Origin of the sequence: Pseudogemmobacter faecipullorum (assembly GCF_020539525.1) — a bacterium.
Taxonomy (GTDB): domain Bacteria; phylum Pseudomonadota; class Alphaproteobacteria; order Rhodobacterales; family Rhodobacteraceae; genus Pseudogemmobacter; species Pseudogemmobacter faecipullorum.
In genome coordinates this window covers 39,733-53,487 of record NZ_JACDXX010000005.1, presented here as the reverse complement: position 1 = coordinate 53,487, position 13,755 = coordinate 39,733, and the positions used below count along the sequence as shown (strand labels likewise).

General features: G+C 63.7%; 13 protein-coding genes. 7 read left to right on the top strand and 6 right to left on the bottom strand.

Translation table 11 applies throughout. The features are described from left to right. Positions 1-83: 83 nt before the first annotated feature. The 3 genes from H0485_RS06865 to hpt form a co-directional block, all read right to left on the bottom strand. Positions 84-767, bottom strand: a complete 684-nt coding sequence (locus H0485_RS06865; protein WP_226934626.1) for a hypothetical protein — start codon at positions 765-767, stop codon at positions 84-86. A 36-nt stretch (positions 768-803) separates the two neighbouring features. After that, positions 804-1,049, bottom strand: a complete 246-nt coding sequence (locus H0485_RS06860) for a hypothetical protein (RefSeq protein ID WP_226934625.1) — start codon at positions 1,047-1,049, stop codon at positions 804-806. A 258-nt stretch (positions 1,050-1,307) separates the two neighbouring features. Continuing rightward, a complete protein-coding gene (hpt, locus tag H0485_RS06855) occupies positions 1,308-1,859 on the bottom strand; it encodes a hypoxanthine phosphoribosyltransferase (RefSeq protein ID WP_226934624.1) in 552 nt (183 codons plus the stop codon). A gap of 178 nt (positions 1,860-2,037) precedes the next feature. Between hpt and H0485_RS06850 the strand changes: the two genes are divergently transcribed. Next, positions 2,038-2,502: a type II toxin-antitoxin system RatA family toxin gene (locus H0485_RS06850; RefSeq protein ID WP_226934623.1), complete on the top strand. Its 465-nt coding sequence runs from the start codon at positions 2,038-2,040 to the stop codon at positions 2,500-2,502. Between the two features lie 36 nt (positions 2,503-2,538). Here H0485_RS06850 and H0485_RS06845 read toward each other — a convergent pair whose 3' ends face one another. From H0485_RS06845 to H0485_RS06835, 3 genes are read right to left on the bottom strand one after another with little or no spacing between them, the layout of a single operon-like run. Next, complete coding sequence (locus H0485_RS06845) at positions 2,539-3,021, bottom strand: CinA family protein (protein WP_226934622.1); 483 nt, start codon at positions 3,019-3,021, stop codon at positions 2,539-2,541. Beyond that, on the bottom strand, positions 3,009-3,521 hold the full coding sequence (locus H0485_RS06840; protein ID WP_226934621.1) for a phosphatidylglycerophosphatase A family protein: 513 nt from the start codon (positions 3,519-3,521) through the stop codon (positions 3,009-3,011). The genes H0485_RS06845 and H0485_RS06840 overlap by 13 nt, the downstream gene beginning before the upstream one ends. Beyond that, on the bottom strand, positions 3,518-4,687 hold the full coding sequence (locus H0485_RS06835; RefSeq protein WP_226934620.1) for a bifunctional 2-C-methyl-D-erythritol 4-phosphate cytidylyltransferase/2-C-methyl-D-erythritol 2,4-cyclodiphosphate synthase: 1,170 nt from the start codon (positions 4,685-4,687) through the stop codon (positions 3,518-3,520). Before H0485_RS06835 ends, H0485_RS06840 begins: the two co-directional genes overlap by 4 nt. Before the next feature lie 293 nt (positions 4,688-4,980). Here H0485_RS06835 and dusB point away from each other — a divergent pair, with 293 nt between their 5' ends. From dusB to trkA, 6 genes are all read left to right on the top strand, one after another. Then, entirely contained in the window at positions 4,981-5,958 is a 978-nt protein-coding gene (dusB, locus tag H0485_RS06830) for a tRNA dihydrouridine synthase DusB (protein WP_226934619.1), read from the top strand. Beyond that, positions 5,955-7,052, top strand: coding sequence for a two-component system sensor histidine kinase NtrB (locus H0485_RS06825; RefSeq protein WP_226934618.1), 1,098 nt, complete (start codon positions 5,955-5,957; stop codon positions 7,050-7,052). The genes dusB and H0485_RS06825 overlap by 4 nt, the downstream gene beginning before the upstream one ends. Positions 7,053-7,055: 3 nt before the next feature. Then, positions 7,056-8,435: a response regulator gene (locus tag H0485_RS06820; RefSeq protein ID WP_226934617.1), complete on the top strand. Its 1,380-nt coding sequence runs from the start codon at positions 7,056-7,058 to the stop codon at positions 8,433-8,435. A gap of 109 nt (positions 8,436-8,544) precedes the next feature. Next, positions 8,545-10,848, top strand: coding sequence for a sensor histidine kinase NtrY-like (locus tag H0485_RS06815; protein ID WP_226934616.1), 2,304 nt, complete (start codon positions 8,545-8,547; stop codon positions 10,846-10,848). A 1-nt stretch (position 10,849) separates the two neighbouring features. Then, positions 10,850-12,271, top strand: a complete 1,422-nt coding sequence (gene ntrX, locus H0485_RS06810; RefSeq protein WP_226934615.1) for a nitrogen assimilation response regulator NtrX — start codon at positions 10,850-10,852, stop codon at positions 12,269-12,271. Positions 12,272-12,365: 94 nt separating this feature from the next. After that, positions 12,366-13,742: a Trk system potassium transporter TrkA gene (gene trkA / locus H0485_RS06805; protein ID WP_226934614.1), complete on the top strand. Its 1,377-nt coding sequence runs from the start codon at positions 12,366-12,368 to the stop codon at positions 13,740-13,742. The last annotated feature ends 13 nt before the right edge of the window (positions 13,743-13,755 follow it).

Sequence of the window (13,755 nt, the reverse complement as noted above, 5' to 3'; positions counted from 1 at the left end):
AGGTCTGATTCAGGTCTGAGCCAGCCCTCAGCGACAGGATTGCAAAAGGGCGCCCGCGGGCGCCCTTTCCTGTTTGTCCGGTTTCAGAAGCGGTAGCCGATGGTCAGGCTGGTGCGCTTGTCATCGAGCCATTTTCCGGTGCCCGCTTCGAAATAGACGCCATTGTCCAGGCTGTAGACCGCGCCCAGCGACCAGATGTCCTGATCGCCATAGCCGCTGCTGTCCTCAAAGCGCATGAAATCGCCGCGCAGGCCAAGACCGAAGCCAAACTCATAGCCGGCATGCAGGCGGGTGAATTCAACTTCTTCTGCGCCGGTATCGACATCGCCCCGGGTCAGACCCAGAACCAGGCCATCTGCCGCATAGCGCAGCCCGAGCACGGTCGAGAGGCCCGAGGTCTCATAGGAAAAACCGGCCTCATTGCCATCGGTCTCGAGCTGCACGAACTGCGCGCTCAGGGTGAAATTGCCGATGCTGTACTGGCCTACGGCCTCGAGACTATAGGCCGATTCCTTGCCATCATAGACATAGCGGCCCGCATCATGCAGCGACAGGCCCCAGGCAAAGGGCGAGTCACCACTGCTTTGCAGCGAGAGCCCGGCGCGGGCCTGATCGGCACGACCGGCCCGATAGACCACGGTCGAACGCTCATATTGATTGAGATTTTTGCCATCATGGCGATACATGCCGAAGTCGGGCAGCAGGGCCATGGTGTCGCTGACCGGACGCGGCGCGCCGAGGCGCAGATCAAAGCCGTCAAAGCCCACAACCGCCGCCAGCCAGAGGCTGTGATCGCCCCAGTCCTAGCTCAGCGCGACGAAGGATTCGATGCCGCCCTCAAGACCGAAGCTGAGTGCGGTATCGGTGGCGGGACGCCAGGAGAAGCGCAGATCTGCGGTGAAATCGGTGATTTTTTCCCAGCTGTCATCGGTATGCTGCAGCGCGAGGTCGCCCGTCAGGGTCAGATCCGGGCCTAGGGCGATCCCTTCGGCTGCTGCGGCCAGCGGGGCCAGGGTTGCAAGGGTCAGAACAGGCAGAAGTTTCATCATAGTCTCAGTCACTTGTATTATTTGCAACAAATCTCAGAAACCTGAAATGTGTTCAATTTGGGGTAATAATACGCGTTGAATCAGCCACAGGATGAGTGTTGCTATGGTGCCACGGGCCGGCTCTGCCACCGGCCTGTCAGGCCCCGGAGGCGAGGCCGGACCTCAGCCGGCATCACAGCCCCGGGGCGGTGCTGCCAGCGGTTTGCTGTGGTGCGGTGGCCGCCGGTCAGATCCGGGAACTCAGCCAGATCATCGCGATCAGGCCCCGGCCTCATCGGTAAAGCGCACCTTGCCAATATAGGGCAGGTTGCGGTTGCGCTGCGCGTAATCGATGCCATAGCCGACGACAAATTCATCGGGGATCTCAAAGCCGGTCAGATCGGCCTTCATCTCGACCTCGCGGCGCGAGGGCTTATCGAGCAAAGCGCAGATCTTCATCCGCGCCGGGCCTCGCGACAGCAGCAGGTTTTTCACATGGCTGAGGGTGAAGCCGGTATCAATAATATCCTCGACCACCAGCACATCGCGCCCGGCAATCTCGCCGCGCAGATCTTTCAGGATCCGCACCTCACGCGAGGAATTCATCTCATTGCCGTATGAGGAGGCTTCGAGGAAATCGACCTCAACCGGCAGGTCAATCTCGCGCACCAGATCGGCGATAAACACGAAAGAGCCGCGCAGCAGCCCGACCACCACCAGCTTGTCGGTGCCCTGGAATTCCCGGGTGATCTCGGCGGCAAGGGCCTCGATCCGGGCGGCAATCCGTTTGGCGCTGATCATCTGATCAATGACATAGGGTCTTTGGGTCATAACGGGCTTGCTCTCGCCGGCTTGAGGGGATCAGGCGCCTGTTCTGGACCGCCTTGGCCCGATTGCAAAGCGGAAACTGCAGCGCATAGCTGCGGCGAAGCGGCGCTGGCGGCTGCGCAAGGGGTTGAATTTATGCGCTGCCCGCGCGACATGAGGAAAGCCCTATAGCCAGCAGATCATGCCAAAACATCAAGAAACACGCCGCCTGCCTTACTCTGCCAAAGAGATCTATGATCTGGTGGCCGATGTCGAAAGCTATCCGAAATTCCTGCCCTGGAATGCGGCTGCACGGATCCGCTCGCGCAGGCCGGTGGAAAATGGCGGCCCCGGTGATGAGGTGATGGAGGCGGATCTGGTGATTTCCTTCAAAGTGTTCCGCGAGCGCTTTGGCAGCCGGGTCACGCTTTTGCCAGGCGAGGGCAAGATCCTGACCGAATATCTCGACGGGCCGTTTCGCTATATGCGCTCGACCTGGGCGTTTCGTGATCATTCCGAGGGGGGCAGCGAGATCGAGTTCTTTGTCGATTTTGAGTTTCGCAATGCCATTTTGCAAGGCGTGATCGGCCTGGTGTTCAATGAGGCGATGCAGCGCATCGTGCGCGCTTTTGAGCGCCGCGCCGCCGATCTTTACGGCCCGCGCTGAGGGCCTGCTGCGCGGTGGCAGGGCCGGGGCCGGGGCTTACCCTCCGGCGGCGCGCAACAGCAGGCTCAGCGCGTGATTGCGCGCCCTTATCCGCACCTCATCGCGGCCCGGTGCGCCGAAATCCATGGTCTCGGTCCGGGTGCTCTGACCCTGGCGGGCCAGCGCAAAACAGACCCGGCCCTCAGGTTTGAATTCGGATCCGCCCGGCCCGGCAATGCCGGTGGTCGAGACCGCCAGCGCGGCGCGCGAATGCGCCAGTGCGCCTTCGGCCATTTCGCGTGCGACCTGCTCACTCACCGCGCCATAGCTGGCCAAAGTGGCCTCCTGCACGCCCAGCATGCTTTGCTTGGCCGCGTTGGAATAGGTGACGAAACCGCAATCAACCACATCGGATGAGCCCGGCACATCGGTCAGCGCGGCGGCGATCATGCCGCCGGTGCAGCTTTCGGCGGTGGTGATCATCAGCCCCGCCTCGCGGGCGGCGCGCAAAACCGCAGTGGCAAGCGTCAGCTCAGCCATGGTTGCAGCACTCCGTGATAAAGACCGGCCAGCACCATTGCGGTCAGCCCGGCAAAGATCCCGGCGATAATGTCATCAAGCATCACCCCGACCGGATCATGACGGCGGTCAGCCCATCCGACAAGCCCGGGTTTGGTAATATCGTAAAGCCGGAACAGCAGAAAAGGCGCGACCCAGCCCGGCCAGGCGCCCGAGATCAGCCCCATCTCAAGGCCGTGGTTCCACAGCGGAATGGCGGTGAAGCTCATCGCGATCCATTGCCCCGCCACCTCATCGATCACCACTTCCGAGGGATCGGCGCTGCGGTCGGCGCCAAGGTAAAGCGGCACGGCCCAGAAGCCGGTCAGCGTGGCGAGCAGCGCCATCACCGGGATCAGCCAGCCATGGCCGGTCTGAAACACCGCAAGGCCGATCAGCACCGCCGCCAGCGAGGCCCAGGTGCCCGAAGCCGGGCGCAGATGGCCGATATAGCCGAAAGTCGCGATCAGGCGCGCGATCATTTCTGCACCAGCACCACGGTGGCGATCGAGGCGATGCCCTCTTCGCGGCCGGTAAAGCCGAGCCGTTCCGAAGTGGTGGCCTTCACGCTGACCCGGCCCGGCTCGCAGCCGATGATTTCGGCCAGGCGCGCCTGCATCGCCGCCGCATGGGGGCCGATTTTCGGCCGCTCGCAGACCAGGGTCACATCGCAATTGCCAATCGTATAGCCGCGCGAGGCCGCGAGCTTTACCGCATGATCAAGGAAAATATCGCTGGCCGCGCCCTTCCATTGCGGATCTGACGGCGGGAAATGCCGGCCGATATCGCCCTCGGCCAGCGCGCCATAGATCGCATCGGTCAGAGCATGCATGCCGACATCGGCGTCAGAATGGCCAAGCAGGCCCTTGTCATGCGGCACAGAGATGCCACAGAGCCAGAGCTGATTGCCTTCGGTGAAAGCGTGAACGTCATAGCCATTGCCCATGCGGATATCCATGGCTTCAGCTCCTTTACGGCGTGCAAGAATGGCCTCGGCCCGGGCGAAATCGCCAGGCCAGGTCAGTTTGAGATTATCTTCCTCACCCTCGGTGATTGTGACCGCGAGGCCGGCGGCACGGGCAAGCGCGACATCATCGGCCGCCTCGCCCGAAGGATCGGCGCGATGGGCGGCAAGGATGGCATCGAAAAGAAAGGCCTGGGGCGTCTGGGCGCGGTAGAGCCCCTCACGCGGGGCCAGCCCGGCGACCTGATCTGCCTCACCGCGCCAGAGTGCATCGGTGACCGCAAGGCCCGGGGCGGCGGCGGGGCCATGATCCAGTGCTTCGATCAGCCGCGCAATCAGAGCGGGCGAAACCAGCGGGCGCGCCCCGTCGTGGATGAGCACCCGGTCATAGCCCTGGTCTTGCATGGCCTCGAGCGCATTTCGCACCGATTCGGCGCGGGTGCCGCCGCCCTCGATCAGCGTCACGCCCGGCAGGCAGGCCTCGGCCCGGGCGCGGTCCTCGGGATGGATGGTCACCACCAGCGGCAGACCGGCAAAGGCTGCGACACTATGGGCCAGCACCGGTTTTCCGGCCAGCATCCGCCATTGCTTGGGCAGGCCCTCGCCGGCGCGGCTGCCCCGTCCGGCAGCGGTGATCAGCACGAGGGTCCGCGCAGAAGGGGGCATGGTCTGGGGCAAAAGCATCGGTCCGGTGTGGCATCGGGGCAGGGTTACTGTCTGTCTAGGCCAGAGCGGGCAGGCTGACAATCGACCTGCTGCCGCAGGCTGTGGCAGCGACTGTGGCAGAGTCCGTGACAGCGGCTGTGGCAGCGGCTGTGGCGCGCCATCAGTTTTCCGGCGCATTTCCGGGCAAATCAGCCTAAATATTGTGCATTGCCTGTTTTCAGGGCAGAGAGACCGGCATCCATCGCCGCCTGGTGCTTTTGAACGGGCAGGAGGCGGGGCTATCTTTCGTTCAAAGTGCAAGGATCAGGCCATTGTCGCTGCCACTCGGACCGCTCTCGCTTACCCCTCCGGTGCTGCTGGCACCGCTGGCGGGGATCACGGATCTGCCGAACCGCCGGCTGGTCGGATCCTTTGGCGCCGGGCTGGTGGTCTCGGAGATGATCGCCTCTGAGGAAGTGCTGGCCAATCGCCCCGAAGCCCGTGCCCGGGCCGAGCTTGGCTTTAACGAGACCGCCACTTCGGTGCAGCTGGCGGGGCGCGAGCCCGGGCCGATGGCCGAGGCTGCGAAATGGTGCGAGGGGCAGGGGGCCCGGATCATCGATATCAATATGGGCTGCCCCTCGAAACGGGTGACCACCGGGCTTTGCGGCTCGGCCTTGCTGAAAGATCTCGATCTGGCGCTGGGGCTGATCGAGGCGGTGGTCCGGGCGGTCTCGGTGCCGGTCACGCTGAAAACCCGGCTCGGCTGGGATGATAAACTGCTGAACGCGCCCGAACTGGCGCGCCGGGCCGAGGGCGCAGGCGTGCAGATGCTGGTGATCCATGGCCGCACCCGCTGTCAGTTCTATAAAGGCAATGCCGACTGGGGCGCGATCCGGACGGTGAAAGAGGCGGTTAAAATCCCGGTGATTGCCAATGGCGATATTATTGATGCCGCCTCGGCCCGCCAGGCGCTGGCTGAAAGCGGTGCCGATGGGGTGATGATCGGGCGCGGCGCGCAGGGCCGCCCCTGGCGTCTGGCCGAGATTGCGCATGAACTTTACGGCACGCCCGCGCCCCGGATCCCCGAGGGCCAGGCCCGCGCGGAGATGATCATCGGCCATTATGAGGAGATGCTCTCTTTCTATGGCCGCGAGCTGGGGCTGCGCTGCGCGCGCAAGCATCTGGGCTGGTATCTCGATGAGGCAGGTCTGAGCAAAGCGCGCGAGCGGATCCTGACCAGCCCGGATCCGGCCGAGGTGATCCGCTTGCTGCCCGAGGCCTTTGACGCCGCCGGAGAGGCCGCATGAGCCTTTTGCCCTCTCCCTGGCCGGTGCCCGGGGTGATCTGGGCCTCGCTGCCCATGCCGGCGCTGCTGATTGCGCCCGAGGGGCTGATCCTTGAGGTCAATCCGGCCGCTGAAACCTTTCTCAATGCCTCGCGCCGCGCTCTGACCGGCCAGCCGCTGCTCGGGCGGATCTCGATTAAGGCGCCGATGGAAGAGGCCTTCCGCCGCGCCCGGGCCAATCAGGCGCCGATGAAGATCAATGAGGCTGAGGTGAGCAGCGGCGAGCGCCCGCCGGTGCAATGCGCGGTGCATCTGGCGCCGCTGCATGACCGGCCGGATGTGATCCTGCTGATCTTCAGCCCGCGCGAGATTGCCGACCGGCTGGGCCGGGCCGGGGTGTCAAAAAACGCCGCCAGATCGGCGATTGGCATGGCCGAGATGCTGGCGCATGAGATTAAGAACCCGCTCGCCGGGATTTCGGGAGCGGCGCAGCTTTTGTCGATGTCGCTGAGCCCGGAAGACCGCGAGCTGACCGATCTGATCGTCGAGGAAACCCGGCGTATTGTGAAACTGCTCGGTCAGGTCGAGCAGTTCGGCAATCTGCGCCCGCCCGAGCGGCGCGCGGTGAATATTCATGATGCGCTCGACCGGGCGCGGCGCTCGGCCCTGGTGGGCTTTGCCGCGCAGATGAGGATCATCGAGGATTTCGACCCCTCGCTGCCGCCGACCCTCGCCGATCCCGATCAGCTGATGCAGGTCTTTCTCAATCTGATCCGCAATGCCGCCGAGGCGGCGGGCCCGCGCGGCGGCACGATCCGCTTGCGCAGTTTTTACGATCTCAGCCTGCGCATCCGGCGCAAGGATGGCAGCCAGGCCGCTTTGCCGCTGAATATTGAGGTGATCGATGATGGCCCTGGCCTGCCGCCCGATATTGCCGCCGAGGTCTTCGACCCCTTTGTCTCGGGCCGCGAAAACGGCACCGGCCTTGGCCTGGCGCTGGTGTCAAAAATCATTGCCGATCATGAGGGCTGGATCACCGTCGAATCCGCCCCCGGTCGCACGGTGTTCCGGCTTTCGCTGCCGGTGGCGCCGAAACCAGCTGAAAAGGGGATGTGAGGGATGGATGGAACTGTTCTGGTTGCCGATGACGACCGTACGATCCGCACGGTGCTGACCCAGGCGCTGACCCGGGCGGGCTGTAAGGTGCATGCCACCTCCTCGCTGATGACGCTGATGCGCTGGGTCGAGGAGGGCAAGGGCGATCTGGTGATCTCGGATGTGATCATGCCCGATGGCAATGGTCTGGATGCGCTGCCACGGATTTCGCGCCTGCGCCCGGGCCTGCCGGTGATCGTGATCTCGGCGCAGAATACCATCATGACCGCGATCCAGGCCGCCGAGGCCGAGGCCTGGGATTACCTGCCCAAACCCTTTGATCTGCCCGATCTGATGAAACGCTCGGCCCGGGCGCTGGAGCAAAAACGCCGCGCGCCCGCCCAGCCCGCGCCGGTGCCCGAGGCCACCGAAGAGCTGCCGCTGGTGGGCCGTACCCCGGCGATGCAGGCGCTCTACCGCCTGGTGGCGCGGGTGATGAATACCGATATTCCTTTGCTGATCTCGGGTGAATCCGGCACCGGAAAAAGCCTGCTGGCACGCGCGATCCATGATTTCTCCGACCGCCGCAGCCTGCCCTGTGTTGTGGCCCAGCCCGCTGATCTGCAGGGCGTTGAGGGGCCGGCGGCGCTGCTGAGCCGGGCGCGCGGCGGATCGGTGATCTTTGATGAGATCGGCGATTACGACGACGAGGCCCAGGCCCGGGTGGTGCGGCTGCTCGATATGCTGGCCGAGGATGTCATGGCCGGCAAAGCGCCGCGTATCATCGCCACCAGCCAGGTGGATCTGACCGCGCGGATGGAGCATGGCAGTTTCCGCCAGGATCTCTATTACCGGCTGGGCGGGGTGACGCTGCAGGTGCCGGCGCTGCGCGAGCGGGTCGAGGATATCGCGCTGCTGGCCGAGCATTTCCTGAGCCGGGGTGAGCGCGATTTCGGCCAGCAGCGCCGCCTCTCGGCCGAGGCGCGCGAGCTGATCCGCAACCATGCCTGGCCGGGCAATGTGCGCCAGCTGGAAAATACCATCCGCCGCCTGCTGGTCACCGCCCAGGATGCCGAGATCAGCCGCGGTGAGGTGGCCGCCGTGCTGGGGCAGCTGCCCGCGGCCGAGCCTTTGCGCAATGTGATGGAGGGCGAAAAGCTCTCGGCGACGGTAATGCGGCATCTGAAACGCTATTTCGATCTGCATGGCGGCCAGCTGCCGCCTGCCGGGGTCTGGCAGCGCATTCTGCGCGAGGTCGAGATGCCGCTGATCGAGATTGCCCTTGATGCCACCGGCGGCAATCAGGCGCGCTGCGCCGACCTGCTCGGCATCAATCGCAATACTTTGCGCAAGAAGATCACCGATCTGGATATTCGCGTGACACGGCGTCGCAAGCTGATGTAAAACCGCAACATCAAGCGTGGCGATCCGGCCTCATTGCGGATCGCCCCCAGGATGTTGCGGGGATATGTCACAAGCGGGGCGAGCAATCAGCCGGGATGTCTGGGCCAGAATGTCCCGTTTGCGGCGGCGAAAGCGGCTGCAAACGGCGCTGACGCTTGGCCTGGTGTTTCTGGGGCCGGTGCTGGTGGTGGCAAGCTTCCTGCTGCTCGGGCCGCTGAATCAGAATTCCAATTCTCCGGCTTTGCGGCTGATCCTGCTGGCCGATCTGGTCTATGTACTGCTGATCGCTGCGCTGGTGCTGAACCGGATCCTGCGTATGGTCAGCGAGCGCCGCCGCCGCTCGGCCGGCTCGGCGCTGCATCTGCGGCTGACCGGGGTTTTTGCCGGCATGGCGCTGGTCCCGACCATCCTGGTGGCGGTTTTTGCCGTGCTTTCGGTCAATCTTGGTCTGGAAAGCTGGTTCTCAGAGCGGGTGCGCTCGGTGGTCGGCTCTTCGCTGGCGGCGGCGCAGACCTATGAGGGCGAGCAGCGCAAGAGCCTGGTGCAGGACACGCTGGCTCTGGCGGGGTTTTTGAATAATGCGCGTGAACAAAGTGTTATGCTGCGCGATGATCAGCTGCGCCCGCTTCTGGCCCAGGGCCAGGACCAGATCCAGCGCGGGCTGAAAGAGGCCTATCTGATCGATGGCAGCGGCAAGCTGCGCACCCGGGGCGAGCGCTCTTATCTGTTTGATTTTGAAGAGGTGAGCCCGGGCGATCTGCGCAAGGCGCTGGCGGGCGAGCTGGTGCTGATCCCCGACTGGGCCAATAATGAGTTTCGTGCCCTGGTCCGTCTGCCGGCCTATGCTGACCGCTATCTTTATGTCAGCCGGCAGATCGACGGCCGGTTGCTGTCGCTGCTGGATGAAACCACCGAGACGGTGGCGGTCTATAATCAGCTCGAGGCCGAGCGTGGCAAGCTTTTGCTGAATTTTGGCCTGATTTACCTTGGCTTCGCGCTTATTCTTATCCTGGCCGCGATCTGGCTGGGCCTGTGGTTCGCCGAGCGTCTGGCCCGGCCGGTAGGGCGGCTGGCCAGCGCGGCGGAGCGGGTTGGCGAGGGGGATCTGGCGGTCCGGGTCGAGGAAGAGCCCGGCGATGATGAGATCGCGCTGCTGGGCCGGACCTTTAACCATATGATCCGCCAGCTGAAGGGTCAGCGCCTCGAGCTGGAAGAGAGCCATGCCGAGACCGAGGCGCGGCGGCGGCTGTTTGACTCGGTTCTGTCCAATGTCACCGCCGGGGTGATCGGCCTCGATCCCGATGGCGATATCGATTTCATGAATCGTGCCGCGATGCGGGCGCTGGATCTGATCAGCAGCAGTGTCGATCAGCCCCTGGCTGAGGTGGTTCCGGAATTTTTCGGGCTTTTCGAGCGTTTACGCGAAGATTCTGCCAGCATGGCCCAGGAAGAGATCCGCCTGACCCGGCGTGGCCAGATCGAAAGCCTGCTGGTGCGGCTCTCCGAGCGGCGCTCGGGTGATGGCGGGCTTGAGGGCTATGTGCTGGCCTTTGACGATGTGACCGATCTGGTCTCGGCGCAGCGCATGGCGGCCTGGGGCGATGTTGCGCGGCGGATCGCCCATGAGATCAAAAACCCCCTGACACCGATTGCGCTTTCGGCCGAACGGGTCAAACGTAAATTCCGCAAACAGGTTCAGGATGTGGAAGATCTGGAAAATCTTACTGATGTTATTGTGCGCCAGACCAATGACTTGCGGCGCATTGTTGACGAGTTCTCCAAATTTGCCCGCATGCCGGAACCCGATCGCCGTGAGACCGATCTGACCGTACTTTTGCGCGACGCCCTGGTGCTACAGCGCGCCGGGCAGCCCGATGTGCAGTTCACCGCTGAGATTTCCGACGAGCCTTTGCTGATGGATCTGGACGGCACGATGATTGGTCAGGCGTTGACAAACCTGATTAAGAACGCCGGGGAATCCACGGAATCCCTTATCGAAAATGGTGCACCCCCCGAATATCAGCCACAGATCCGCATCACGCTTGAGCGCGATGAGGCCGAGGCGGTGATCCGGATCATGGATAATGGCATCGGCCTGCCCGAGGATCGTGCCCGGCTGTTCGAACCCTATGTGACCACCCGCGCCAAAGGCACCGGCCTCGGCCTGCCGATTGTGCGCAAGATCATCGAGGAGCATGGCGGCACGCTCACCCTGTCGGATGCGCCGGTTTTCGCGGGCAATAACCATTTCGGCGCGCTGGCCGAAGTGCGGCTGCCGCGTCTGAACCGCCGCCGCATGGGGCGTAATATGGGCCCTTCGGGCCAGAGCAACGGGGCGGCAGCCGCATCGCCCCGCGTGACTTCGCCCCGGAGCCCGGGGCAACAGGCTGCCCCGCTTGGGCAAGGAGGCTGAGATGAGCATTCTGATCGTCGACGACGAAAAAGACATCCGCGAACTGATCGGCGATATCCTCGGGGATGAGGGCTATACCACGCGGCTCGCTGGCAATTCCGATGAATGTATGAATGAAATCAACGCGGATCCGCCCGCGCTGATGATCCTGGATATCTGGCTGAAAGACAGCCGGATGGATGGGATCGACATTCTTAAAACCGTCAAACGCGATAATCCCGATATTCCGGTGATCATCATCTCGGGCCATGGCAATATCGAGATCGCGGTGGCGGCGATCAAGCAGGGCGCCTATGATTTTATCGAAAAACCTTTTAATATCGACCAGTTGACGCTGGTTGTTGCCAGGGCGATGGAAACCGCCCGGCTGCGGCGTGAAAACCATGAGCTGCGTCGCCGTGATGTCAGCTCGAGCGATATGATCGGCTCAAGCCCGGCCTATCGCACGCTGAAGGCCCAGCTCGACAAGGTGACCAAATCCAATGGCCGGGTGATGCTGACCGGCCAGCCCGGTTCGGGCAAGGAAATGGCGGCGCGCTATATTCATGCCCATTCCAGCCGTGCCCCGGCCCCCTTCGTCACCGTCTCTTCGGCGACGATTGAGCCCGAAAGGATGGAAGAGGTGCTGTTTGGCCGCGAAACCGCTGAACGCGGCGTCGAGACCGGGCTGCTGGAACAGGCCCATGGCGGTGTCGTTTATTTTGACGAGGTCGGCGATATGCCGGGCGGCACCCAGTCGAAAATCCTGCGCGTGCTGACCGAACAGCAGTTCTCGCGCCTCGGCGGCACCGATAAAGTCAGGGTAGATCTGAGGGTTATCTCGTCAACCTCACGCGATCTGCCCGCCGAGATCCGCGCCGGGCGCTTCCGCCAGGAGCTGTTCGACCGGCTGAATGTGGTGCCGATCCCGGTGCCCTCGCTGGCCGATCGCCGCGATGACATTCCGGAACTGGCGCGGCATTTCGTCAGCTATTTCCACCGCAGCCAGGGCCTGCCGGCCCGCGATCTGACCACTGATGCCGAGGCGATGCTGCAGACCATGCAATGGCCGGGCAATGTGCGGCAGCTGCGCAATATGATCGAACGGGTGCTGATCCTCGGCGAGGGCAGCGGCGCGATTGATGCGCGCGAACTGCCGGGGGCCGAGGGGCCGGGCGCGGGCGGCGAGACCATGGTTCTGGGCGGGGCGGTGGCGACCTTGCCGCTGCGCGAGGCGCGCGAGCTGTTCGAACGCGAATATCTGCTGACCCAGATCAACCGTTTCGGCGGCAATATCAGCCGCACCGCCAGTTTCGTCGGCATGGAACGCTCGGCGCTGCACCGCAAGCTCAAGAGCCTCGGCGTGGTGACCACCTCAAAATCCGGCGCGCGTTCGGCGCATTTTGAGGATCTGGAGGGCAGCGAGGAGGCTGAGGAGGCCTGAGCCTGCGACAGGCTGGCCCGGGCGCTGGCTTGACGCCCAGGCCAGGCTCTGTCAGGCAGAAGGCTGTTTTGAGGACCGCAGGACGGGTTAAACCATGAAAATCATTGTCTGCGGTGCGGGCCAGGTCGGCTGGCAGATTGCCCGGCAGCTCTCGGGCGAACAAAATGATGTGACGGTGGTCGATACCAATGCCGAGCTGGTGCGGCGCGTCACCGAAACCCTTGATGTTCAGGGGGTTGTCGGCTTTGCCAGCCATCCCGATGTGCTGGAAAAGGCGGGGGCGCGCGATGCCGATATGGTGATTGCGGCCACTCATTCGGATGAGGTGAATATGGTCACCTGTCAGATTGCCGCCTCGGCCTTTAACGTCACCCGCCGCATTGCCCGGATCCGGGCGCAGAACTATCTCGCGACCGGCTATTCCGATCTGTATAATTCGCAGCGCCTCGCCATTGATGTGATCATCAGCCCCGAGCGCGAGGTGGCCGAGGCGGCGCTGCAGCGCCTTGCCGCGCCCCAGACCTTTGATACCGAAGTATTCATGCAGGGCCGGGCCCAGCTGCTGGGGCTGCAGCTCTCGGCGGAATGCCCGGTGCTGAACACGCCCTTGCGCCAGCTGAGTGATCTCTTCCCCTCCTTGCGCGCCATTGTCGTCGGCATCCGGCGCGAGGGGCGGCTCTTTGCCCCCGATCCCCAGGATCAGCTGCTGGAAGAGGATCAGATCTATCTGTTCGCCCATGCCGAGGATGTGCCGCGCAGCCTCGATATCTTTGGCAAGAAAACCCATAAGCAGGAGCGGGTGGTCATTATCGGCGGCGGCAATGTCGGGCTGACCGTGGCCTCGGTGCTTGAGGCGCGCTCGGACCGGGTCCGGGTGCGGATGATCGAGAAGAACCACGAGATTGCCGAAGCCGCGGCCGATATGCTCTCGCGCACCATCGTGCTGAACGGCGATGGAATGGACAGCGCTTTGCTGGCCGAGGCGGCGGTTGACCGCGCCGATGCAGTGCTGGCGGTGACCGATGATGACAAGACCAATCTGCTGGTCTCGGTGCGCGCCAAACAGGCGGGATGCCCGCTGGTGATTGCGCTGGTCAATGATCCGACCCTGGCGCCGCTGATGGCGCCGCTGGAGATCGACGCCTATATCAACCCGCGTGCCACCACCGTCTCCTCGATCCTGCGCCATATCCGCCACGGCCGGGTGCGCGCGGTCTATGCGATCGGCGATGGCGAGGCCGAGCTGATTGAGGCCCAGGTGATGTCGACCTCGCCGATCTCGGGCAGGCTGATCCGCGATATTGATTTCCCCGAAGGGGTGCTGGTTGGCGGGGTGATGAAGGGCGAGCGGATGTTAAAGCCCGAGCCTGGCATGCGTATTGAACCCGGCGATGTGGTGGCGGTCTTTGCCCTGAGCGGCGATGTTGCGGAGGTCGAGCGCCTGTTCCAGGTCTCGATCGATTTCTTCTGATGCCGGCGCAACC